The organism is Ruegeria sp. K7 (genome assembly GCF_056531785.1).
The window spans coordinates 42,751-66,394 of record NZ_JBQFMJ010000007.1 but is presented as its reverse complement, the minus strand read 5'-3'; the positions used below and the strand labels follow the sequence as shown (position 1 = coordinate 66,394).

Genomic DNA, 23,644 nt, shown 5'->3' with positions numbered 1-23,644 from the left:
GCCTGTCGAAAGCGGGCCGTAATTCTCAAGAGCACTCTGGGCAAGGCGGCAGACTGTGTCGGTCGTGGGATTTCGATCGCCCCTTGAAAAAACACTCAACACGAAAGCCAAGTACCGCATTCCACAAGGTAAAGGATCAAGCAGAAAGGAAGCCAAGTCGGTGATCAGTAGCAAGGAACTGCCGACTCGCGTTCACGAAAACGAAGACCGGAACCAGGCGTTTTGCGCGATCTTGCCCGCATTGGTCAGGCTACATTGGTCTAGGGAGGTTTCCAGAACCTTCCTGCAAATCCAAGGGTGTTGCTTGCCTCAATCAAGTACTCCGGTTTGATCGCCTTCCCAAAACTGATGACTGACAAATTCAGATGCACAGACTCACGTTATGAGCGGGGGACTGGTAAGGAGTCGTTCATCATTCTATCGACCAGCGACGGCAGAAACTGTATCGCGAATGTGCCTATTTGGCATGCCCTGCTCACTCAAGCCAGTAACGCCAGGTCATGGCCGGTGGTTTTTTTGCGCGTGGCCATGGACTTGGCGTCCTTGCCACCAATGGTCAGGGTGAGGTCTTTGAAAAACCCCTTACTGTCGAACCACCAGCGATGGGAATAGACTTTGGTTCGTTTTGGCTTCGGAACGTCGCGCTTGTATTGTTCATTGCAGTAAATGTCCCAATGGCCTTTGGTAGTGAGCGTTGGCATCCCAACATGGCCTGCGCGGTCGCGTCCGCCGTGGACTAGCCCGCCGGCCAGTGCCAACACCTTGTCCCGACCGCTGTAGTAATTCGTGAAGCGTTTACTGCGATTGCCAAGAACCAGCCCCCCCCACGCGCCTTTCTCCAGCCAGGCGGAATCCACATCGGCCGATGCAAACATGACCTGATCGACGCCCCAGTTGCCGCTTCCAGAACCCGCCGAGTCACCAAAATCAGAGAAGGCGCGCAAAACAACAAATGCCCCCATGGAATGCGCGATAAGATGAACTTTTGGGCGCGGCGACATGGCCAGCAACGGCAGTATTCCGTCGCCCACAAGATGAGGGGCCACTGCCTTGGCGTCGGAACGATCCTTGTCATAGCTGAGAACAGAACCGTCGCTTGGCCAGTCGAACGCAACGACCGCACCCTTGTATCCTTGTGATCTCACACCCTTTTCGATCTTGGCCAGCCGGTCCAGCATTTCCTTCTGGGACGTGTTGAAACCGTGAACGTAAATCAGGACGTCTTTGTCACCTCCTGCCTTCTGCACCATCTCAAGCCACTTCTTTTGCTTGATGATGCCTCCTTTCCGGATACGCCCGTCGGAACTTGTATGTGAGATCGAGACGTACCGGGTTTTCGCGGCAGGTTTTATCGTGAACTTCTTTTTTGAAGCGTTGTAAGTGCGCCGGGAGAAAAACAAAGCCATCCTGTGAACTCCTTTTAACCAATCCATAAAATCTGCCACAGAAAAGCGTTTCTGGCAAAATATTGGAGAACTTCTGATACTATGTAACCGTGCAACTGACCCGAAGCCTGCGAATTTCGGACAGCTGGCCGCAGAGTTGACACCAGGACCCGACTGCCCGGGAATAAGAGTATTCGAGAGGGATCTGTTCCAAAGAAATTTCTATCTAAATACCTTGGAGGGAATAATGACCGCGCGAGATATTTCATTTGCCAGTTTCAATTTGTTGAACCTTCACCTGCCTGGTCAGGCCATCTATGGCGACTCAGATGGATGGGATCAGGCCACCTATGAAAAGAAGATAGCGTTCACCGCGAAGGCGCTGAGCAGAATTGATTCGGACGTGGTCGGCGTGCAGGAGCTTTGGGCCGAGGACGCGCTGCAAGCGGCGCTGGACAACTCGTCCTTGACGGGAACCCATACACTGTTGGTGCCCGAGGATCACAATGACAAGAAGATCGTATGCGCCGCCGCTGTGCGTTCGGACATTCTGGTGGATCAACCAGAATGGATCGAAGATTTTCCCAAGGAATGCGTTTTGCAGTCGACAGGCGATGATCCGCAGCAACCTGATATTTCCGTGGCGCTGGATGGCTTTTCCCGCCCTGTCATGCATTTTCAGGTCCGCCCCGATCCTCGGACACCGGTTATTCATGTGTTCGTCTGCCATTTCAAATCTCGCCGCCCGGCCCAGATCTGGCGCGAGCGGGGTTGGTATGACAGGGACGTTCACGGCCCGCATATCACGTCACTGGGCTATGCTATCTCGACCGTGCGCAGGACCGCCGAAGCGGCCGCTTTGCGCGTGATCATAACCAACCTGACAAAGAAAACGGATACCCCTGTGGTTCTGATCGGCGATATGAATGACGGCAAGGAAAGCAACACGCTTAATATTCTGTCAGAACAGCCAACCTACCTGTCGCCTCTGTCTTCGGGAGGAGCCGACAACGCGCTTTATACCGCGCAAACCATGCAGGAATACCGTTCGACGCGCGACGTATATTACACGCATGTGTTCAAAGGACAGCGCGAAAGCTTGGACCACATCATGTTCAGTCAGGAATTCTACGACAATTCGAAGAAGCGCCTTTGGGCCTTTGACGAGATGCTGGTGCAGAATGACCACCTGAACCATGACGATCATAAAGAAAGCGGAACCACGGATCATGGGATTATTCGCGTGGGTTTTCAGTGGAAGCCTGCGCCCGGCCAAGGCAGTTGATATTGTTTGGTTTCCGGGTACTTCCTGACCATTTTAATGGCCATATGGGATCACGCCGGATTCGCCACCCGGCTACCTGGATAACTTTTTTGGCACTTCCACAACCTGTGCCATTGAACGCGGACAACCATAGCGGCTTGTGACGGCATCGGTGTAATCAGGCGGAACGCTCCCCCTCAGGTTGCGTAATTGCAAGTTTTATGTTACGTTTTTAGATATTTAGTATGAACATTTGATCGGCGCAGCCGTTTTTTAGTTTTTTATGGAGTGACTGATGCGGTATCTTGTTGTTATCATTTTGATATTGGTTGCCGCGAACGCGGTGATCAAAGAGTCTGCGGCCTACGCCAATACTTCCTGCAATCCCAAATATGAAAAATGCGGCTGGTAGTGCGGTTACGCGAAACTCTTTGATTGACGCAACAGAGTCGGGGAACCGAAAACATGGGCAACTATGCTGTTTGGGCCATCGGCCTGGGTGGGCTGATACTGCTGTTCGAGGCGTACAAGGAATACACAACCTCTGACGCCGTGGACAATTTGAAATCCAACAACCAGGCATCTCGTAAAGAACTTGAAAACGTCCGAATGTCGGCACTGACCACCAAGGCCGAAAACCGCCGTGGTCTGGCGATATATATGGTGTTCTTTGTCGGCATCTACTTCGTGATGCTGATGTCGCCGGAACTGATCGCGACCTTTGTGATGGGCAGCAAGGAAGCGACGGCCGCGACAGGCGGGTCCAACGTTGTGGCCCGATCCATCGTTAACCCGGAGGCTGGTGCGGGGCCTGCCGTTGATCCGCGTACTCTGCCGTTCTGGCTGGCCATCGCCATCACCTTTGGGGCCGCTTCACCCACCTTTCAGGTCATCGAGCGCAAAATCCGCGCCATCGCCTATTTCTTTGCCGGTGTACCCAGAAACATTTTTCGGGTGCTGCAATCTCTCGAAGATCTGAATTACGGAAGCTATGGAGATGGCGAGACCCTGCCGCTGTGGAAAGCTTTTCGTGAGAAGATCGCGGCAAGCAAGGTTGACCCGATCATGGATGGAATGGTGCAAAGCATCGAAAGCTCGTTGCGCTGTATCGATTTGCTGCAACCGCCAATCATCGGGCCGCAAAGCTCGGCCTTCCGGCAATTGTTCAACGAAGATACCCCTCTGGCGCGGATCGACGACCTGCGATCACGGTACGCCAGCATTCTGGGCCGCATTGCCAACTTCAAGCTGGAAAAAGACACCTTGCAAAGCCTGCAGGATGAAACCGCAAAACTGGCGGACTCGATGCAGTGTCTGTTTGCGCTTTATTCGATCAGGTCGCGCAAAGTGCCCGAAGCGCTGATGAACACGCCAACGGCACAGATCATCGAAAAAGTGACTGGTGAAGACACCGCGCAATCCCTGCACGACATCACGCTTGCAAGTATTTTCGGGGCGGTTTTCAGCTATGTCCTGGTTGAACAGGTGGCCATGTTCAGCAGTAACGTAAACGATGCGACCGAATTGCGCGAAATCTGCGCCGCCATGCTGATCCCCCTGATCCCGTCACTTATCCTGCTGGCGTTTCTTACCATACTGCTGCGGCATCTCAGGATGGATCAGGGCAGCTGGCCCCGCAGTGACGATATACAGATTCCGTTCTGGGACTATGCCAAGCTTGCTTTCTGGCCCGCCTTCCTGGCCACGGTTCTCTATGGTGCGATAACCTGCATCGGCGCGGATGGTGTCGTTCGACACGCGCTGGACGGTGACGGCAGCGCGATGATCACAACAGGCCTGAATTTCCTGAAGGATGAAATCGAACAGTTGCCGCGCATCTTTTTGCTGTCTTACGTGACGGCCTGCGCCCTATTGTTCGTTGCGGATCAGCATGACCGGATGCGCTGGTTCGTGACAGTTGGTATCGCCCTGGTGGTATCGGCATTCCTTCTGATGGTGGCAAATCTGGCCGCAAGCCTGTTCAATATAGTCCCCCCGGCGACGGGCCTTGGCCTGCTGGACATCGCAATCATGGTAACGCTTCCCTATTCCATTTTTCTGGTCTTTTACGCAATTGCCGCCGAACTGGCTGAAACCGGGTCGATGAAGAAAATCCTGTCAGTTGTCGGCACCCGCATCCGCGAGCCCCAGAGATCGGATGGCCGCTCATGACACGCCCTGCTGTTTTGGCGTTCGCCTTGGCGGCTTTGGCCTGGCAAGGCACTGCCTCTTCTGTCACGGCCGAAGCGGACCTGATCGTTGGCGTGCGAACGGACGCCCCGCCTTTTTCGTATCTCGCGGTGCGTGATCGCGAAGGACGTTTGACCAGCGATACGCCGCCTCTTGCGTCGGGTGAGGTGTTCACCGGCTACATGGTCAATATCTGCGCCACGGTCCTTGAAGAACTGCAGAAGTCCCGCGATTTCACCGTTGAATGGAAGGCTGTCGAGGCGCGGGACCGGTTCACCGACCTGCAAAGCGGCAAAATCAACATTCTCTGCGATCCGGCCACCATTACCCAAGAGCGTTTGTCCTATCCCGGCGTGCTTGTTTCCCCGCCGGTCTATCTGTCTGGTGTCGGAAGGGCGGAGACGACGCGTGACCAGTGGGCTGGTCACTGGCCCTGTATCGGCCCGGTCGCAGGGATCGTGGAAGGCACCACGGCACCGCGCTCTATTAGGCTGATTGCAGAAAAATACGGTTTCGGCGAGACATTCTCGGAAATCGTTAGAATGCATCCGGATGTAGACAAGGTTGTTCTCAGCGACGATGAGAAAAAACGCCTGACCGATTGCCCGGATGCCGTGGCTGGGTTGACGTGGGATGTGGGTTCGCTTGCTAAATATGTCAGCGCCGATGCGGCCGATACAGATCCTGACGCTGCCTATGTTGTCCGCAGTTACCCAAACCATGAAAAACTGGCGCAAGCGCTGTGCGACGGGCAAATCTATTACTCGGTTGGCGATCTTGAGATCGTGACGCTGGCATTGAAATCCTACATTGAAAGAAACCCGGATTGTCAGGCCCGTGCGGACGCTCAGGTCTATTCTGAAGAGCGCTATGGCATTTTCGTCCACTTGTCAGATCAGATGAACAGTTCGGACCAACTCACCTTGGCGTTTCTGCAGCAGCTCACGATCGAGATCCACAAGGGTCACGATTCAATCCTTGTGCGAAGTTTTTCGGATAATTTTGACCGCAACAAGATTTCACGCTCCTTGGATCTGTTCCTGTGGAATCTGGTCGCCGGGGCCAACTGACGGCGGACGTGTCACCCAAGATAGTCTCGCAGCGCAGGCGGCGGGTTATCAAAAAGTGTGGATGTCTCGGTGACCGGGTGCGCCAGCCCATCCGCCACCAGAACCGAATGACTTGCGATTCGTCTTGCATCCTGTGGATCATGGCTGACCATCATCATTGTCGTTCCGGCCTCGGTCGTCAGGGCGGAGACAAGATCCAGCATTTCCGCCTTGAGCGCCGGCCCCAGAGCGGCAAACGGCTCGTCCAGCAAAAGCAAAGGCCGCTGTTGTACCAGCACGCGGGCAAGGGCAACACGGCTTTGTTGACCGCCCGACAATTGTGCCGGTCGCCGGTCCGCCATATCGGGCAAGCCAACACGATCCAACGCGGAATGCACCTGTGCCTGCTCATCGGCTGACAACCGGCCGTTCGGATGCAAACCCAGGGCGATGTTCTGGCCAGCGGTCAGATGAGGAAACAAGTTCCCATCCTGAAACAGCATCGCCAGCGGGCGCTGCCCCGGCGGTAATCCGGTAATATCGCCGCCGCGCCAGTAAATTTGCCCCGCGGCCAGATCGCGAAACCCAGCGATCGCTTCTAAAAGGGTCGACTTTCCCGCACCGGAAGGACCAATGATCGCAACCCGTGATCCGGTTTCGATTTGCAGGTTCGCGCGTAATACGAAATCGCCATTTGAAATCGCACAGCCATCAAGCTTCAGCATGCCAGCGCCCTCCTCGATCCAAAAGCCAGAATGCCCCCATCGAAAGCGCCAGCAGCAACAGGGCGCCACCGGCCGCTGCCTCCATCTGATAGGCTCCCATCAGCCGGTAAATCTGAAGCGGAAGCGTAGCAATTTGTGCATCGGCAAATAGCGCGATGACCCCCAGATCCCCCGTGGACAGTGCCGCCGCCAGACCCGCGGCAAATCCGATTTGCGGTCGCAGGCGGGGCAGCAGAATGCGTGTCACAAAACTCCATCTGCTCATATCCAGTGACAGTGCCAGACGACCGTATTGCGCAACAACCTCGCGCGTCGATGGAACAAGTATCCTCAGGGCAAAGGGCAACGCCATGACGGCATTCACCAGAGCCGTTACAGGCAGGGCCAGAACAGTAGGGTTGGCAAGTGGGCGGATCAGGATGAACAGCCCGGTGCCGATGACCAGAGGTGACGCTGCCAATCCAAGAATACCGCAGAGTTCGACGATCCCGTATCGCCCGGTTGCAACCGTCATCGCCATCGGCAAGGCCAGAAGCAGCAGAACGACGGTGCTGGCTGCCGCGACCAAAACGGATATCAAGGCCGCCCGGTACACCAGCACCGATATCTCGAACACTCCCGAAAGTCCGGAGATCACGACCGAGGTCAACGGCAGCAGGAGAAAGACCGCCGCTGCGCTGATCCAGAAGGCATCAAACGCCCGCGTCCCTTCATCCCAGCGTCGGATGGAACGATCCAGCCCGGCACCAAACCCGTCACCCCTGGAGAACCTGAGCGCTGCCAGGGCCGCAGTCGCGGTCAGAACCAGCTGCACCCCGGACAGAAGCGCGGCGCGACCCAAGTTGAAATCATAGGTAAAGGCCTGGTAAATCGCGAGTTCTATCGTGGTCGCGCGTGGTCCACCACCCAAAGTCAGGGCAACTGCAAAACTGGTCAGGCAAATGGCAAAAACAACGGCCAGAACACCGGGCAGGATACGCGCCAGCATAGGCATTTCGATCAGCCGGAACATGGCCCATCCGTTGCAACCCAACTGGGCGGCCAATCGAAACCTTTCGGACGGAATCTCCTGCCACCCCTGCAAGATCAGACGCGTGGCCAAGGGGAGATTGAAAAAGACATGCGCCAGAACCACGCCATGCAGCCCGTAGATACGGATCGGCGGTAGCCCAAAAACCGCTAGAACGTCTGAAATCCAGCCCGCTCGGCCGAAAACCTGCAGCAAGCCGATGATGGCGACAATGACCGGCAAAATGAACGGCGCCCCCAGCAGCGCGATCAGAACCGCCCGCCCGCGAAAACGCCGCCGGGCCAGCGCGCGGGCGACAGGAACGGCAAGCCCTGCACTGAAAATGGCGGACAACACCGCCTGAACCAGCGTGAACCGAAGGGCTGACCAATCGGCCGGTCCGAACCCACTTGCGGAGTCGGCGCGCAGGGCAACTGCGGCGAGCGTACCAAGAATAAGCACGGCAATCAGTGTCGCCGCGCCAATACCCGGCGTCGGATTTACTGGCTGAGCGCGCCCAGCCATTCCGCCAACGCCTCGTCCCGCACGGCTGCCGCCTGATCAGAATCCAGCAGCAAAGATTTTTCCGGTACGGTCAGTGTATCAAACCCTTCGGGCAGGCCCGCCGCAGGCGTTACCGCCGGATACATCCAGTTGGTTGTCGGAATGATCTGCTGAAAAGCGTCCGAAACCATGAACTGCAAAAACTGGTCCGCCAGTTCAGGCTGATTGGTTCCGGCCAGTTTCCCGGCTACTTCGACCTGCATATAGTGACCTTCGTCAAATGCCGCCGCCGCCTTGCTTGCATCTTCTTCAGCGATCAGGTGATAGGCAGGTGATGTGGTGTAACTGAGAACCATGTCAGCCTCACCCTCAAGAAACAGTCCATACGCCTCGGACCAGCCCTTGGTGACGGTCACGATATTATCAGCCAGTCCTGCCCAGATTTCGGGGGCTTCGTCACCATAGGCGGCTTTGACCCACAGCAACAGGCCAAGCCCTGGTGTGGATGAACGCGGATCCTGAATGATGATTTTGGTATCACCGTCGGCCAGCTCACGGAAATTGGCCGGTGCTGCTGCATCGGCATTATGGACAAACGCGAAATACCCCCAGTCGTAAGGCGCGAATACGTCATCGTTCCATTCTACGGGCAAAGTGTATTCGGCGCTGACCGAACTGGGCGCAAACAGGCCGGTTTCCTTTGCTGCCGCAATCAGGTTTGTGTCCAGACCCAGGACAACGTCTGCATCCGAGTTTTCACCTTCCAGACGGATGCGCGACAACAGGGCGGCACCGTCTTCCACACCAACAAGGTTCAGTTCGCAGTCGCAGACCGCTTCGAATGCTTCCTTGACCTGCGGACCCGGACCCCAATCCGAGACGAAGCTGTCATAAGTATAAACGGTCAGCTGAGGTTTGTCGGCGGCGATAGCCGAAGTTGCGCTCAGAATTCCCGCAGCAATCAGCAGATGTTTCATGTCATCCTCCATTGCGGCGAGAGGGCAAGGATGGATGAAACCGTCACCTTTCCCTCCGCCGGTTCTAGCCGGTTCAGGTTCAACGGGTTCGCTATGGGCGTCTCAGCGCGGCATTCCGCGCACCCCGAGGTGAGGCCGTGATTAGGGTGATGTCGAAACAATTTCAACCAAATTCGCCCTTCACGCTTCACTGGCATGAAGGATGCTTCTCAACTGGCGGGATCAGGGCAGATCAGCCTGCAAGCCCAGGCTTTGAACCTGCAGCCATTCAATCGCGGCTCGCGTCTCGCGTCGCGATCGGCCAGGTCCTGTGCTCTCGACGAAGTAACCATGAGTGGGTGTGATGCTTTCATCAAACAGACGCACGACGCGACCTTCGGCCAGATCCTGATCGATCAAGGGCAGCCAGCCGACAATCGCGCCCTGCCCTTCTGCGGCACCCCGCAGCAGAACATTGGCATCTTCAAAGATCGGACCACGCAAAGGGCCATCGACCGTGACATTCATCGCCCGGAACCAATCGAGCCAACCCCAGTGGTTCCTTTGATGTAACAGGGGAAGCTGCAACAGGTCTTGGGGCTCATTCACCGGGCCGTGTTTCAGGACAAATGCCTCCGACGCTATGGCAACGGGGGCGAGCTCGATCAGCTTGATCGCGGTTTCGGGCATCTCGGCCATTCGTTCCCAGCGGATCACGATGTCGATGTTTGCCCGGTTCAGCGTGCCGGGTTGATAAGAAGGAACCACCTCCAGCTCGATCTCGGGGTGGTCGTCCCAAAAATCACCGATCCGGGGCATCAGCCAGCGGGCAGTGAAAATCGGCCCCGCAGCAAGTCGGACCACCTTGCGGGAGCTGCGGCGAACCGAACGCACCGCGTCATCCAGAATTTCAAATGCCTGAGCCGTTGCCGCGGCCAGACGCCTGCCATCTTCGGTCAACGCGACCTCGCGCCCGGCCCGTTCAAACAGCTTGACGCCCAGCTGCTCTTCCAGCCCTCGAATATGATGGCTGATCGCCGTGGGTGTGACCGACAATTTCTCGGCCGCAATGCGAAAACTGCCCTGGCGGGCGGCTGCATCGAAGGCGCGAAGGGCGGGAAGAGAGGCGGTCACGAATTTCCCTAATGTAAGTTTTACTCATCAATTGCTGAGAAAACGGCTTTTGTAAACAAGCCCTATGGCTGTGTAGGCTGACTTTGAATGAAGCTGAGCTCATGATATTAGGCCCATGTCTACGCGCCGGCGCGGTCGCAAGGACCGTCTGACACAAGATAACAGCGACGAGGCCAGCCCTGCGGTATGGCCGGGTGTGGTTGGCGGGTGCCTGAAACCGCTGTCCCCGAATGAAGTCGCTCAGACCGAGGAAGCCGCATTGCTGCTGCTTGAGACCCTCGGACTAAGTCAGCCGACCCCATCCATGGTCGACAAGGTGACGGCAGCGGGCGGGACGCTGGGCGATGACGGACGATTGTTGTTTCCGCGCGCCCTTGTGCGCAAGTCGATCAAGCAGGCAAGGCGGAATTTCGTCCTTTGCGGGCAAGTTCCTGAAAACGATCTGCGGATCGAAGGCACGCGGGTCTATATGTCAACCGGCGGCGCCGCGCCGGGTGTCTTCGACATCGATACGGGCCACTACCGCCCTTCAACCCTGGCCGACCTGTATGATGCCGCCCGACTGGTCGACAGGATGGAGAACATCCATCATTTCAGCCGTCCGGTCGTTGCGCGTGACGTTGACCCTGCTGCGGCAATGGACCTCAACACTGCCTATGCCTGCCTGATGGGCACGTCCAAGCATGTTTCCGTCTCGATCACCGGACCCGAAAACGTCCCCGCCATTGCCCGCCTTTGTTACAGGATCGCAGGTGACGAGGCCGCCTTTCGCGCGCGACCGTTCCTGACTGTCATGGTCTGTCATGTTGTGCCGCCCATGCGCTTCGCGGAAGAGGCTTGTGAAGTGCTCGAGGCCGCTATTCTTGCGGGTTTTCCGGTACAATTGATCAGCGCGGGACAGGCCGGGGCCACAAGCCCGGCCACCTTGGCCGGGTCACTTGTACAGGCCGTGGCTGAAACGCTCGCCGGATTGGTTTTTGCCCGCCTCGTCGATCCGCAGGTTCGCGCGATTATTGCACCCAAACCTTTGGTCGCCGACCTGCGCACCGGGTCGATGTCTGGTGGCGGAGGGGAACAGGCGATCCTGATGGCCGGTGCGGCGCAGATGGGGCGGCATTTCAACTTGCCGACTTCGTCCATAGCCGGGATTACCGACGCCAAGACACTGGATTCCCAATACGGGGCTGAGAAATGCCTGGCAGTCGCCATGGCGGCACATGCGGGATCGAACATTGTCACGCAGGCCGCTGGCAGTCATGCCAGTCTTCTGGGCGTTTCATTGGAAGGCTATGTCAGCGACAACGACCTTTTGGGCAATGTGCTTCGAACAATCCGTGGGATCGAAGTTACGACCGACAACATTGCAGCGCAGGTGATCGCCGATGTGTGTCGGGGTCCGGGTCACTACCTGGGTGAGGTTCATACCTACGACCGAATGAAATCGGACTATTTCTATCCTCATGTTGGCGACAGGCGCACACCGGTTGACTGGCAGGAAGACGGCGCGCGTCCAGTCGGTGAAGTTGCGAAAGCCAAGGCGCGTGAGTTGCTTGAAAATCACTTCCCCTCACACATTCCGGATGCGGTCGATCGCGATGTGCGACAGCAATTCGACATTCGACTGAGCCGCCGCCGGATCGGGAGAGAGCCATGACCGATCGTACCGCCGGCGCTTTCAGCGCGCTCGAAACAAGAACATTCCATGGGGATACTGCATGACTCTGCCCCACCATGCACGCACCATCGTGATAGGCGGAGGCGTGATCGGGTGCTCGGTCGCCTACCATCTGGCCCGTGAGGGTCGCAAAGACATCATCGTGCTCGAACGTTCCAAACTGACCTCGGGCACCACATGGCATGCGGCGGGTCTGGTGCGTCGCTTGCGCCCGTCGGCCACTCTGACAAAGCTGATCAACTATTCGATTGACCTATATGGCGCACTCGAACGTGAGACCGGGCAAGCGACGGGCTGGGTTCAAACCGGGTCGCTTACGCTGGCCACGAACGGTGATCGCCTGACCAACATCAAACGTCAGGTTTCGCTGGGCCGTGCGTTCGGGCTTGAGGCCGAAGTGGTCGATGCGGCCCGCGCGCACAACCTATGGCCTCTGATCAAAGTGGACGACGTCCTGGGGGCAGTCTGGTCACCCGCCGACGGCAGGGTCAATCCAACCGATGTAGCGCTGGCGTTGTCGAAAGGGGCCCGGGCGCGTGGTGTGCAAATATTCGAGGACACCAAGGTAACGGGTCTGCAAAAAAAAGGCGGTCGGATTGCAGCCGTCGAAGTCGGTGACCACCTGATAGAAGCTGAGGAGGTGGTGATCGCATGTGGACTGTGGTCCCGCGAAGTGGCGGCCATGGCCGGCGCGCACATGCCCCTTTACGCCTGCGAGCACTTCTACATGCTGACCAAGCCGCTGCCCGAAGTGCAGGCGCTTGGGACGGGCGCACATCTGCCGACACTCAACGATCAGGATGCGTTCCTGTACGCCCGCGACGATGTCGAAGGGCTTCTGGTGGGTTCATTCGAACCCCATGCAAAGGGCCTGCCGCTGGATCGCCTGCCTGCTGATTTCAGCTTCGACCTGCTGGACGAAGACTGGGATCATTTCACGCCAATGATGGAAAACGCGCTGCGACGCATTCCCGCGCTGGAGCGTGCCGAAGTGCGGATGCTGCTGAACGGCCCCGAAAGCTTCACCCTCGACAGCCAGTTCATGTTGGGCGAAAGCCCGGATGTTCCTGGACTGTTTCTGATCGGTGGGATGAACTCCACCGGTATCGCGCTGGCCGGGGGCGCGGGCATGGCAATGGCCGAGTGGATCATTGCCGGCGAGCCGACGATGGAACTTGCCGAAGCCGATATCCGGCGGTTCAGCCCGGAGATGAACGTTCTGGGCGCGCTGGAGGCACGCATTCCCGAAGTTCTGGGACGCCACTACGACAATCCCTACCCCGGGCGCTCGATGGAGACTGCGCGGGGGCAGCGTCGCTCGCCTGTTCACGAGGGGCTGGTGGCCGCAGGGGCACGATTTGAATACCGCGGCGGATGGGAACGTGCAGTGCATTTCGGCGGTGAAGCCGCCCACTTGCCGCTGACCTTCAGTGTGCCCACATGGCGCGAGCAGGTCGGCCGCGAAGTGGCCGCCTGCCGCCAGGGTGCCGCCATTCTGGACCAGAGTGCGTTCGGCAAGATCATGATCCAAGGCCCCGATGCCTGCGCCTTTCTGAACCGGCTGTGTGCGGCGCAGATAGATGTTGCCGAGGGTCGGATTGTGTACTCGCAAATCCTGAACAAACGTGGCGGGATCGAGAGCGACGTGACGGTTCAGCGGCACGGCCCGCAAACCTTCCTGATGATCACGGGTGCAAGTGAAGTTGTGCGTAACCTGAAAAGGATGCGTGAAACGCGGGGCGTATATCGTGTTGAGTTTACTGATGTAACAAGCGGATATGCCATCCTGGGTCTCGCCGGACAAAGGGCCTGCGATGTTCTTCAAGCGACCACAAACACTCCCCTGCCCGATCTCAAGAGATTTCAATTCAGGCCCGCTGAAATCGGCCTCGCCCGTAGCTGGGTCGGCCGCCTGAGCTTTACCGGCGAAGAAGGGTTCGAACTCTATATCCCAGCAGAAATGGCGATGGCCGCGCATGAGGCGCTGGTGAGGGCCGGGGCGACCCATGCTGGTCTCTTTGCTAGTGGTTCTTTGCGGATTGAAAGCGGCTTTCGGGCCTTTGGCCACGAACTGACCCCCGGCACCACACCCGCTGAAGCCGGGCTTGCGGCCTTCTGCGCATTTGGCTCTGGTTTTGTTGGTGAAGATGCGCTGCTCGAACTGGAAACGACAAAACGGATTGTTTCGCTGCTGTTTGATGATCCGGCCGCGATACCGATCCACGATGAGCCGATCTATCTGAACGGGCGCGCCATCGGGCAGATAACGTCGTCGGCCTGGAGTTATCGGTTCAACCGATCTGTGGCCTTGGCAGTTGTGCACGATATCCAGCGGTCTTTCGAAGAGAAATCCTGGACTGCGGATGGCACGCTGCCTGTTGAAGTTGAAATCGCCTGTGTGCGGTTTTCGGCGCAGGCCACTTTGAAACCCGCGAAGGAAGCATTTTCGTGACGGACGTGACGCGCACCACCCGTGTCGCCATCATTGGCGGCGGTATCATGGGGGTCGCTGCGCAATTTCAGTTGGCCGAAAACGGCTGGACAGATACGATTCTGTTCGAGAAAGCGGAATTGACAAGTGGCTCGACCTGGCACGCCGCGGGGCAGATCGCTCACGCCTTGAGCAGCCGTATCGCGGGATGGATCAACAAGACCTCGATCGCAACCTACAAGCAGGTTGAAAAAGAGACGGGCCAAAGCATCGGCTGGCATGAAGTCGGCGGTTTTCGCATTGCCACAACCGATGATGAGGTTGACTGGATGAAATCCATCATGGGTGTGGGCAAGATGCTCGATCTGCCGATGGAACTGGTCGGGCCGGATGAGGTTGCAAAAGGCAATCCGTTTTATAAGGTCGACAACGTCAAGGCGGCAGTCCGGACGTTCGAAGACGGACATATCGACCCGTCCGGCGTGACCCAGGCGCTGGCAGCGGCTTCCCGCGCGCGTGGGGCCAAAATTGACCGCCGCAATCAGGTTCTGGGCGCAAGCCGACGAGGGGACATTTGGCTGCTGCGCACGGAAAATGGTGAAGTACTGGCCGAACACGTGGTGATCGCCGCAGGCAGCTATGCCAATCAGGTTGGCGAGTGGTTTGGTTTGAAAATCCCCTCGGTCTCGTGCCTGCATCACTATCTGGTCACTGATGCCGTGCCTGAATTCGAAAACCGCCCGGAACTGCCGGTTATGCGCGACAACGCCTTTGGCGGGTATATCAGACAGGAACAGAAGTCCGGCCTGATCGGAATATACGAAGGCCATGTTTGCCCGACCGTCTGGACAATGCCGCAGGGTGCGACCTGGAAGGCCGAAAATGAACTGTTCGAGGCCGATTACGACTCGATTGGCGACTTCTTGATGATCGCCTTTGAAAAAATGCCTGTCCTTGCTGATCTGGGCATCAAGCGAGTGGTACGGGGTGCAATCACACACACACCCGACGGGGGGATGCTGGTTGGGCCCTCGGGTGCGCCGAATGTCTGGCTGTCCTGTGGGTCGTCTATCGGCCTCGCGTGGGGCGGCGGTGCGGGCAAGGTGCTGGCCGACTGGATGGTTCACGGCGAAACGCAGATCAACACAAGGACGATGGACCCGCGCCGTTACGGCGATTTTGCCAGTGACACCTTTATCGTCGAACGCACCAAAGATGAATTCATGCGCCGCCATGACACGCCCTGCCCTGGCAAGCAGTTCACGTCCCTTCGCCCGATCAAGCGACATCCGCTGTATGATCGGTTGGCCGCCAAAGGCGCGGTTTTCGGCGAGACCGCAGGGTGGGAACGCCCACGGTATTTTGGCATGCCGGGTGAGGTCGAGCAGATAGGCTGGGGGCACCAGCCATGGCACACCAACGCGATGGCCGAGGCGCAAGCAACCCGTGCGTCTGCTGGCGTAATTGATCTATGCGCATTTTCTCAGTTCGAAATTACCGGCCCGGATGCCTACAATCTGCTGGACAGGTTGTCTGCAAACACAATCCCCTCCCGCGACGGAGGCATAAGCCTGAACCACCTATTAACGCCCAATGGACGGTTCGAAACCGAGATGACGATCTGGCGCATTGCCCGGGATCGGTATTTCACAGGCTCCGCAATAGCCCGCGCCAAACCGGACTTTGATTGGATCCGATCGCACATTCGGCCAGGCGAGGACGTGCGGATGATCAACCGAACTTCGGACTGGGGGATGCTGGCCCTGTCCGGTCCGAACTCGCGCAAAATCCTGCGTGAACTTACCGACGCGGATCTGTCGAATGCCGCCTTCCCCTGGTTGTCGGGGCAGGAAATCACCGCCGCGGATGTGCCAGTCTATGCCCTGCGAGTATCTTTTGTTGGAGAGTTGGGTTGGGAGATTCACGCGCCGCTGCACCGGATCGCGGAAATCTATTATGCGCTCCACGCGGCAGGTGCCGGGCACGGCCTGATTGATCTTGGCAGTTACGCCTTCAACGGCATGCGAATGGAGAAGGCCTATCGCGCGTCGGGCGAACTGACCACCGATGTCGGTCCGCTGGATGTCGGTTTGGACCGTTTCGTTCGTGCAGAAGGGCGCGATTTCATTGGGCGGAATGCCTTGTTGGCACGCGTACCGGAATGGGAACTGCTTTATTGCGAACTGCACTCAGATCGTATCGACATTCATGGCGGAGAACCCGTCCTGCATAACAGCGTTGTTGTCGGCCTGACAACGTCGGGTGGATATGGTTACACGATCGGAAAATCTCTGGGCTGGCTGTTCGTGCGCAGGGGTACGGCGCGAAGTGGGCTTTCGGTGCAGATTCTGAATCAAGACATACCCGTTACAGTCCATGACGAAGCGCTTTTCGACCCAAAGAACCTGCGCCCCCGATCCGAGGAGTAAATGATGACCACGATCAATGGCGGTGAGGCCGTCTATCGCGTTTTGAAGGCCAACCGGATCGACACGGTATTCGGATTACTCGGCGGCTCGATGCTGGAACTTTACGACGCAATGTATCGCGGCGGCGATATCGCCTATGTCGGCGCCCGCGATGAACGCGCAGCTGGGCACATGGCGGATGCCTGGGCGCGCATGACGGGCAAACCCGGGGTTGTCCTTGGCGCGCAGGCCGGCCCCGGCGTGGTCAATATTGTAACTGCAGTGGCCGAGGCCCATCTGGCCTATTCGCCGCTTGTCGTCATAGCAGGGGCGATCAGCCGATCCGATCAGGCCAAGGATACGTTTCAGGAAGTCGACCAGGTCGCGTTGTTTGCTCCGATCTGCAAGCGTTCGGTGATTGTGACCGATCCTAGCCGACTGGCGCCAATGCTCGAAGATGCGATCCGCTTTGCAATTTCGGGTAGACGCGGGCCGGTGGTATTGCATGTCCCGCGCGATCTTTTCGCGGCCCAGGTTCCGCCCATTGCGCCGGAGCCCGTCAAAATAGCCCGCCCCGGCCCGCCTGCACCCGAGGATGTGACCGCGATGGCCAGACTGCTGTCCGGCGCAAAGCGCCCGGTGATTTTCGCAGGTGCCGGGTTTAAGTGGAGTGCCGGGTGTGACACGCTGACAAGGCTTGCCGAAACGCTCGAGATTCCGGTGGTCGCGTCGACGGGTCATGCGGATGTCATGCGGCATGGTCATCCCTGGTTCGCAGGACAGGCGGGGCCACGTGGCAATCGCGTTGCCTCGCGCCTGACCAAAGAGGCAGACGTTATGGTCGTTCTGGGCGCGCGGTTGGGGTTCAACTCGACCTTTCACAGCAATGACTATGTCGGAGCCGATACCCGAATTGCCCAAGTGGATATCGAAGGGTCCGCCGTTGGTCGCTATTTTCCGGCTGAGATCGCAGTTCAGGCAGACGCCTGCCAAACGGCCTTCGCGTTGATCGAAAAATGTTCAAAGCCCGCCGCTGATCCATGGCGTATTTCTTTTCAAGACAACATGAAAACCTTACGTGCCGAACGTGACGAAGAGGCCAGGATCGCCACGCGGCCTATGCACCCCAGACGCGCCTTGGCGGAAATTCGGAAAGTACTGCCCGAGAATGCAATTGTAACGCTGGATACCGGCAACACGTGTCTTCAGGCAGCAGACAGGCTAGCCCACTATGCACCCAGGTCCCTGATCACACCGCTGGACTTCGGATTGGTCGGTTTTGGTCTTCCGGCGGCAATTGGCGCCAAGGCCGCCGCCCCGGATCGACCGGTCGTGGCAATCATGGGCGACGGCGCGATCGGATACACTATGATCGAAATTCAGACAGCAATCTCATATGGATTGCCGATAGTGATCGTGGTCCTGGATAACGAGGCATGGGGAGCGGAAAAAGCTTATCAACAGGAGTTTTTCGAAGGCCGTCTGCTTGGTGCCGAAATCGCCTCGCCCGGGTTCGACCGGTTCGCTGAGTTGTGTGGCGGCAAAGGAATCTGGATAGAGTCGCCGGAGGATCTGGGGCCAGCCCTGACCAGCGCATTTTCCAGCGGGGCAACAACTGTTATTCACGCCAAGATCGACGCCGAAGCCCTTACGACGTTGCGCAAGGATTTGTTTCAAAAGTGATTTGCAGAGGGTCGTTTGAAGCCAACCAATTTCCAGGGCTTAGCGAATTAATGGCACCAGTTTGGACCCATCTTGGTCTCGTGGCACTCCCATGACGGCGGGATCCAGACGCAAGGCTCTCGCGAGCCATTTGTTTGATCGTGTTGACTACGGTCGGGTTTGAACCTGCCTAAATTAAGGCATCGAGGCGGAGGATTCGTGCGCTTTGCGCGAACTCAATGCCCGGGTAGAAACCAACTCTATTTTACCATCAGTCACCCCTTGGGGCTACAACTTTCGAAGAGAGAAGTTCTTCTTGCGAACCAGGCCGTCGTTGAAATCATACCCGAAATTCTCAATGTCGCGGATGTAAACCTCACCAACCGCTTTACTGCTTTCATCGGAATAGTATTCCCGGTAATCTCGCCTTTTCGATTTCTTTCGATGCTTGAAGAACATACGCCTGCTGCCAATTTCCCGAAGCACGACTTTTAAGTCTTTATCGAGGGTTTCGAAGCGGCCCAGGAAATCCAACGGCATTTCACCGTCGTCATTTACGAGAAAACTGGATTGGGGTTTGAAGTAGGGTATGTCGAGGTACTTTGAAGGTTCTTCCGTGAATGAAGACAGGAAGCTCTCGAAATTGGGGTGACTGGCCACCAGTTCCAGTTCCTGACGCCGCGCGATGATATAGTGATAGGCCGAGACCAACCTGTCCCAAGGATTCCGAACAAAACTGAACTTGAAATAGTCTGCCGCCTCCGGCCCCAACTGCTCGAGATGCGCAAATAAAGACGAGTGCTTGTCGATCGCAGGAGAAGGATCATGTTTCGTAAAATTCAGGAGGTTCGGGCGGCGCAAAATTGTTGAAACCGTCGATCCCGCAGTTTTTGGAATATGAATGAATACGGTCTTTAGCGTGGGATAGATTGGCACCGAATTGCTACGCCTCCTTGCAGACAACGCGTGGGGCGCAAGTGCTCCGAAGGACTCGCGCAACATGCGCAAGACCAATGGTACACTCCGACGGGTGGCAAGAAAAGCATATCGGTATCATGCAGATACCATGTGCCGCGCCTAACTAATGGGAAATCCACGCGACGCCCTTGCCGCGCTGCCCGGGCCGCATGATCGAATACGGGCCAGTGGCCCGCTCCGATTCAGAACCTGTAGTTCAAGGAAAACGAAAGTGTGGTTACACCCAAGTCTTTAAAGTCACGTTCAAAATCCGAGTACTCAGAATAGACCAACTCGGCGCCAAGCGTGATCTCCTCGCGGATGAAACGTTCATAACCAAGAGACACGAAATAACCATCGCCTTCGCCAGGGTTAATATCGCCGCTGGCGTGCGTGTCGAGTTCAGCATAGCCGGCGCTGGCGTAGTACATGTTCAACCCGCTGTCGATGCCGCCGCGCGCGCCAAAACGCTTGTACGAACCCAGTTCGAAACCGGGGTCAATGTCCAGATTCGTCCGGGTGTATTGCAGAAAATACCCGATTATGACCTTGCCGAAATCGTAGTCCCAGCCGAATTTCGCGCCGTAGATCGGACCGCTGGAGCCTTCCACGTCGGGGGCATAACCAAGTTCCAAACCAACGGAAAAACCTGTCCAGTCGACGCCTGATGCAGGGAGTACAGCTGGCTTTTGGAACGGCGCCATGACACGGGAAACTTCTGAATCACTTGCCATTGAAGCTGCCGGGTACATCGCAGCAAGGACAAGGGCGACGGCTTGGGTGCGAATAGTCATTTTGATCATATCCATAGCAACTGAATTAACACCTTACCTTAGCGCAGATGCCACGTAATGTTCCATGTGGGACCCTGAAATCCAGAAAATTTGCCATGGCTGTTGTGTCAATACGGCAATGGTCGCGAAACACAAAAGCCCCTGATGCGCTCTGCGTCCAAACGCTTACTCGAATGCCGTGTTGCCGCTGGGTCAACAACCGTCATTCTTCAAAGAGTTGACCATTGTTCGGTTCTTTACAGCCGCCTGGAAGTGAGCGATTGTTTTCTTTGGCAGATCTTTAACGGACAAGACTTGGCAAGAAAACTGTAGCAGGCAAAACGCTCACCTAGCCTAAAGTCGAGTTTATCTGAAAAGCGTCAAAGCGATTCAAACCCCTTCGAACCGCCGGAATGCCAGAGCAATCAGGCCCGCAATCGCCATATAAACGAGCGCAAGCAGCAGCAGTGGTTCGTACACGATGAAAGTGTCTGCCCGAACCCGGGAAGAAACTGCATAGATCTCGACCACTGTTATGGTCGCCACCAGTGGGGTTGCCTTAAGTTGCAGAATTGTTTCGCCACCCAAAGTCGGCAGCACGTTGCGGACTGCCTGCGGCAACCAGATCCGGCGGAACATGGTGAAACGTGGCATGCCAAATGACTTTGCGGCTTCAAGCTGCCCTTTCGCCACCCCGGAAAACGCGCCGCGCATTACTTCGCCCTCATAGCCCGCGAATGACAAGGTCAGCGCGAGCACTGCATAGGGCCACGCCTGGCGCAGGTACGGCCACAGTTCCGATGCGCGGATCCAGGGAAACTGGGGAAACAGAGAGCCCAGCCCATAATACAGCAGCCAAATCTGCAGCAGCAGCGGCGTGCCGCGAATTATGGTACAGAATACCCGAGCTGGAGTGGCCAGATACCAAGGCCCGACCGCCTGCGCTAATCCAAGCGGCACAGCCAAAAGAAAGCCCAGAACAGTTGTAACAACCAGAAGCCAAACCGTGGTCCAAAGACCTTGCAGTGCCAAGGGCGCATATTTTGGGATCCAGTCCCAGCGCAGCGACAACGCGCACCAGATCACCAATGCCGCAAACAGAAATATCATAACGATGCGGTGCGGTTGCATCAGGGCTTTGAATGTTGTCATGCGGCGTCCCCTTTCAGCGAAGGTTGACCGCGCCGTGCCCATTTCTCAATTCGGGCAAAAACCACACCCGAAAACAGGGTCACCATAAGATACAGGAAGCCGGCCGCCAGAAAGAAAGTGAAATAGGCCCGGGTGCTGCTTGCCGCCTGCCTTGTTTCCAGGGTCAATTCACTAAATCCGACAACGGCCAGCAACGCCGTGTCCTTGGTCGCGATGAGCCACAAATTGGCAAGTCCCGGCACCGCGAACCCCATCATCGCGGGTATCGTTACCCGACGCATGATCATGAAAGCTGGCATCCCGTAAGATTTTGCCGCTTCGATCTGACCCACCGGTACAGCCTTGATGGCACCGCGCAGAACTTCGGTGGCATAGGCCCCCTGCACCACGCCTAGCACCCAGATGCCTGCCGCGATACCGTTGATTTCAACCCGGCCTCCGCCGACCGCCTCAGAAATCTTGTTGATGATATCACTGCCGACGTAATAGAGGATCAGGATCAGCACCAGCTCAGGTACCGCCCGGATCACAGTCGTGTAGATAGCGAGAAGGTCGCGTGTGACCTTCCCGCCATATAGCTTTCCGTAAGCTCCGAACAGCCCGATTACCAGCCCCATCCCAAATGCGCCGAAGGCGATCTGCAGCGAGTTGGCAAGCCCGCGCAGCAGGTTGCCTCCCCAGCTTGACAGCGACAGCAACTCGGCGCTGGCGCCGAGGCCCAGTGTCTCGAACAGTCCGGTCACAGCAGCGCCTTAGTAGATGCTGGTCGTGAAATAGCCCGCGGTGATTTTCTCGTGGGTTCCATCTGCCAGGATCGCCGCGATCCCTTTGTTGAGCGCCTCCAATAGCTCGGTATCGCCTTTGCGCACACCGGCACCAACACCACGGCCCAGGATCGCCGGGTCATCCGCAACGGCCCCCTTGATCTCGCAACAGCTTCCATTGTCCGAGTTCACGAAGTCGGCCATGGCAATGCTGTCCGCCTGGGTCGCGTCGATGCGGCCTGCGAACAGGTCCTGATTGGCCTCGTCCTGCGTTTGGTAGACCTTCAGCTCTGCGTCCTTGAAGTATTCCTGCGCGTAAGCCTGATGAATGGTCGAGGCCTGGATGCCGACAATCTTGCCCGCCAGCGACTCCGGGGTCGGTTCAATGTCCATCGACTTGTCCGCCACGATCACCGCCGGGGTGTTGTAGTAAGGGTCGCTGAAATCAATGGTTTTCAGGCGCTCTTCGGTTATTGACATCGAAGCCATGATGGCGTCGATCTGCTGGCCGGTCAGCGACGGGATGATGCCGTCCCATGCGACAGGTGTGATTACGCAGTCCAGTTCCGCCGCAGCGCAGACGGCACCAATCACCTCAATTTCCCAGCCGACCCAATTGCCCGAGCTGTCGGGCGAGGCAAACGGAGGATAAGGCTCGGCTGCGATGCCAATCTTGACCTGTTCAGCGGCAGCGGCGCCTGCAGTCAGAACAGCCACGGCAGAGGCCGCAGTCAGAAGTGCTTTGAGTTTCATAGGATTCTCCCTGTTGATATTATTTGGTTTTTTGTGTGCTACCCGACGGAACTGAGGAACTGTTTCAGTCGTTCGGATTGCGGGTTGCCAAAGATCTCAGCAGGCTTCCCCTGCTCTTCAATACGACCTTGGTAAAGGTAGACGACATGGTTCGCGACTTCGCGCGCGAACTTCATTTCGTGGGTGACCAGCAGCATGGTGCGCCCTTCGGCGGCAAGATCGCGGATCACTGTCAGAACTTCGCCCACAAGTTCAGGGTCCAGCGCCGAGGTCGGTTCATCAAACAGCATGGCGGAAGGGTCCACCGCCAATGCCCGGGCAATTGCAGCCCTCTGCTGCTGCCCGCCGGACAAGTAGGCGGGGAACGTGTCTTCCTTGCCGCCCAGCCCTACCCGACGCAACAATTCGTGTGCGCGTTCGATGGCTTCGGATTTCGGAACCTTCAGGACATGTACCGGCACCTCGATCACGTTTTCCAGAAGGGTTCGATGTGTCCACAGGTTGAACTGTTGAAATACCATCGCCAGCTTGGTTCGGATCCGTTCAATTTGCTTCTGGCTGGCCGGGCTGCCATCAGCCCGCATCGCCACTTCCTCACCGCCGATCACAATCTTGCCCGAACTCGGCGTCTCAAGAAAATTGATACAGCGCAGCATGGTCGACTTGCCCGACCCCGAGCCGCCGATGATCGCCACGACATCACCTTGATGCGCGGTCAGATCCACGCCTTTCAGCACCTCCAGATTTCCAAAGGACTTGTGCAAATCCTCGACCCGGATCGCCTCGCGGCGCGTGTCAGTCTGCTGAACTGATGCAGTGGCAGTGTCCATTTTCCGTGACCCCAAAATTCTGA

18 protein-coding genes and 1 riboswitch are annotated in these 23,644 nt (G+C 57.2%); of the genes, 7 read left to right on the top strand and 11 right to left on the bottom strand.

Features of this window, described 5'->3' with window-relative positions:
• Positions 1-479: 479 nt before the first annotated feature.
• Complete coding sequence (locus tag ACR0FE_RS12995; protein ID WP_170617119.1) at positions 480-1,406, bottom strand: alpha/beta fold hydrolase; 927 nt, start codon at positions 1,404-1,406, stop codon at positions 480-482.
• Between the two features lie 226 nt (positions 1,407-1,632).
• On the opposite strand from ACR0FE_RS12995, the gene ACR0FE_RS12990 reads away from it, so the two are divergent.
• The 3 genes from ACR0FE_RS12990 to ACR0FE_RS12980 all read left to right on the top strand — a co-directional run bounded on the left by ACR0FE_RS12990 (position 1,633) and on the right by ACR0FE_RS12980 (position 5,909).
• Positions 1,633-2,670: an endonuclease/exonuclease/phosphatase family protein gene (locus ACR0FE_RS12990; RefSeq protein ID WP_480913102.1), complete on the top strand. Its 1,038-nt coding sequence runs from the start codon at positions 1,633-1,635 to the stop codon at positions 2,668-2,670.
• A gap of 444 nt (positions 2,671-3,114) precedes the next feature.
• Entirely contained in the window at positions 3,115-4,821 is a 1,707-nt protein-coding gene (locus ACR0FE_RS12985) for a hypothetical protein (protein ID WP_480913100.1), read from the top strand.
• Complete coding sequence (locus ACR0FE_RS12980) at positions 4,818-5,909, top strand: transporter substrate-binding domain-containing protein (RefSeq protein ID WP_480913098.1); 1,092 nt, start codon at positions 4,818-4,820, stop codon at positions 5,907-5,909. The genes ACR0FE_RS12985 and ACR0FE_RS12980 overlap by 4 nt, the downstream gene beginning before the upstream one ends.
• Positions 5,910-5,920: 11 nt before the next feature.
• Here ACR0FE_RS12980 and ACR0FE_RS12975 read toward each other — a convergent pair whose 3' ends face one another.
• The 4 genes from ACR0FE_RS12975 to ACR0FE_RS12960 form a co-directional block, all read right to left on the bottom strand.
• Positions 5,921-6,613 (bottom strand): thiamine ABC transporter ATP-binding protein, encoded by a 693-nt coding sequence (locus ACR0FE_RS12975; RefSeq protein WP_480913096.1) that lies wholly within the window; start codon positions 6,611-6,613, stop codon positions 5,921-5,923.
• Positions 6,600-8,147 (bottom strand): thiamine/thiamine pyrophosphate ABC transporter permease ThiP, encoded by a 1,548-nt coding sequence (locus ACR0FE_RS12970; RefSeq protein ID WP_170617129.1) that lies wholly within the window; start codon positions 8,145-8,147, stop codon positions 6,600-6,602. The genes ACR0FE_RS12975 and ACR0FE_RS12970 overlap by 14 nt, the downstream gene beginning before the upstream one ends.
• Entirely contained in the window at positions 8,123-9,103 is a 981-nt protein-coding gene (thiB, locus tag ACR0FE_RS12965) for a thiamine ABC transporter substrate binding subunit (RefSeq protein ID WP_480913093.1), read from the bottom strand. Before thiB ends, ACR0FE_RS12970 begins: the two co-directional genes overlap by 25 nt.
• A 32-nt stretch (positions 9,104-9,135) precedes the next feature.
• Positions 9,136-9,240, bottom strand: a riboswitch (TPP riboswitch).
• Between the two features lie 85 nt (positions 9,241-9,325).
• On the bottom strand, positions 9,326-10,216 hold the full coding sequence (locus tag ACR0FE_RS12960) for a LysR family transcriptional regulator (RefSeq protein ID WP_480913092.1): 891 nt from the start codon (positions 10,214-10,216) through the stop codon (positions 9,326-9,328).
• Between the two features lie 115 nt (positions 10,217-10,331).
• Between ACR0FE_RS12960 and ACR0FE_RS12955 the strand changes: the two genes are divergently transcribed.
• From ACR0FE_RS12955 to ACR0FE_RS12940, 4 genes are all read left to right on the top strand, one after another.
• Entirely contained in the window at positions 10,332-11,870 is a 1,539-nt protein-coding gene (locus tag ACR0FE_RS12955; RefSeq protein ID WP_480913090.1) for a trimethylamine methyltransferase family protein, read from the top strand.
• A 61-nt stretch (positions 11,871-11,931) separates the two neighbouring features.
• The gene (locus ACR0FE_RS12950) at positions 11,932-14,343 is read left to right on the top strand and encodes a GcvT family protein (protein WP_480913087.1); all 2,412 of its coding nucleotides are present in this window, start codon (positions 11,932-11,934) and stop codon (positions 14,341-14,343) included.
• Positions 14,340-16,751: an FAD-dependent oxidoreductase gene (locus tag ACR0FE_RS12945; protein ID WP_480913085.1), complete on the top strand. Its 2,412-nt coding sequence runs from the start codon at positions 14,340-14,342 to the stop codon at positions 16,749-16,751. Before ACR0FE_RS12950 ends, ACR0FE_RS12945 begins: the two co-directional genes overlap by 4 nt.
• A 3-nt stretch (positions 16,752-16,754) precedes the next feature.
• Positions 16,755-18,413 (top strand): thiamine pyrophosphate-binding protein, encoded by a 1,659-nt coding sequence (locus ACR0FE_RS12940; protein WP_480913083.1) that lies wholly within the window; start codon positions 16,755-16,757, stop codon positions 18,411-18,413.
• Between the two features lie 267 nt (positions 18,414-18,680).
• Here ACR0FE_RS12940 and ACR0FE_RS12935 read toward each other — a convergent pair whose 3' ends face one another.
• From ACR0FE_RS12935 to ACR0FE_RS12910, 6 genes are all read right to left on the bottom strand, one after another.
• A complete protein-coding gene (locus ACR0FE_RS12935) occupies positions 18,681-19,394 on the bottom strand; it encodes a sulfotransferase family 2 domain-containing protein (RefSeq protein ID WP_480913080.1) in 714 nt (237 codons plus the stop codon).
• Positions 19,395-19,552: 158 nt separating this feature from the next.
• Positions 19,553-20,158, bottom strand: a complete 606-nt coding sequence (locus ACR0FE_RS12930) for a hypothetical protein (RefSeq protein ID WP_480913078.1) — start codon at positions 20,156-20,158, stop codon at positions 19,553-19,555.
• 354 nt (positions 20,159-20,512) lie between these two features.
• Positions 20,513-21,274, bottom strand: a complete 762-nt coding sequence (locus ACR0FE_RS12925; RefSeq protein WP_480913076.1) for an ABC transporter permease — start codon at positions 21,272-21,274, stop codon at positions 20,513-20,515.
• On the bottom strand, positions 21,271-22,017 hold the full coding sequence (locus tag ACR0FE_RS12920; protein ID WP_170617150.1) for an ABC transporter permease subunit: 747 nt from the start codon (positions 22,015-22,017) through the stop codon (positions 21,271-21,273). Before ACR0FE_RS12920 ends, ACR0FE_RS12925 begins: the two co-directional genes overlap by 4 nt.
• A 9-nt stretch (positions 22,018-22,026) precedes the next feature.
• Positions 22,027-22,791, bottom strand: a complete 765-nt coding sequence (locus ACR0FE_RS12915; protein ID WP_170678949.1) for a transporter substrate-binding domain-containing protein — start codon at positions 22,789-22,791, stop codon at positions 22,027-22,029.
• A gap of 38 nt (positions 22,792-22,829) precedes the next feature.
• Positions 22,830-23,621, bottom strand: coding sequence for an ABC transporter ATP-binding protein (locus tag ACR0FE_RS12910; RefSeq protein WP_480913074.1), 792 nt, complete (start codon positions 23,619-23,621; stop codon positions 22,830-22,832).
• Between the last annotated feature and the right edge of the window lie 23 nt (positions 23,622-23,644).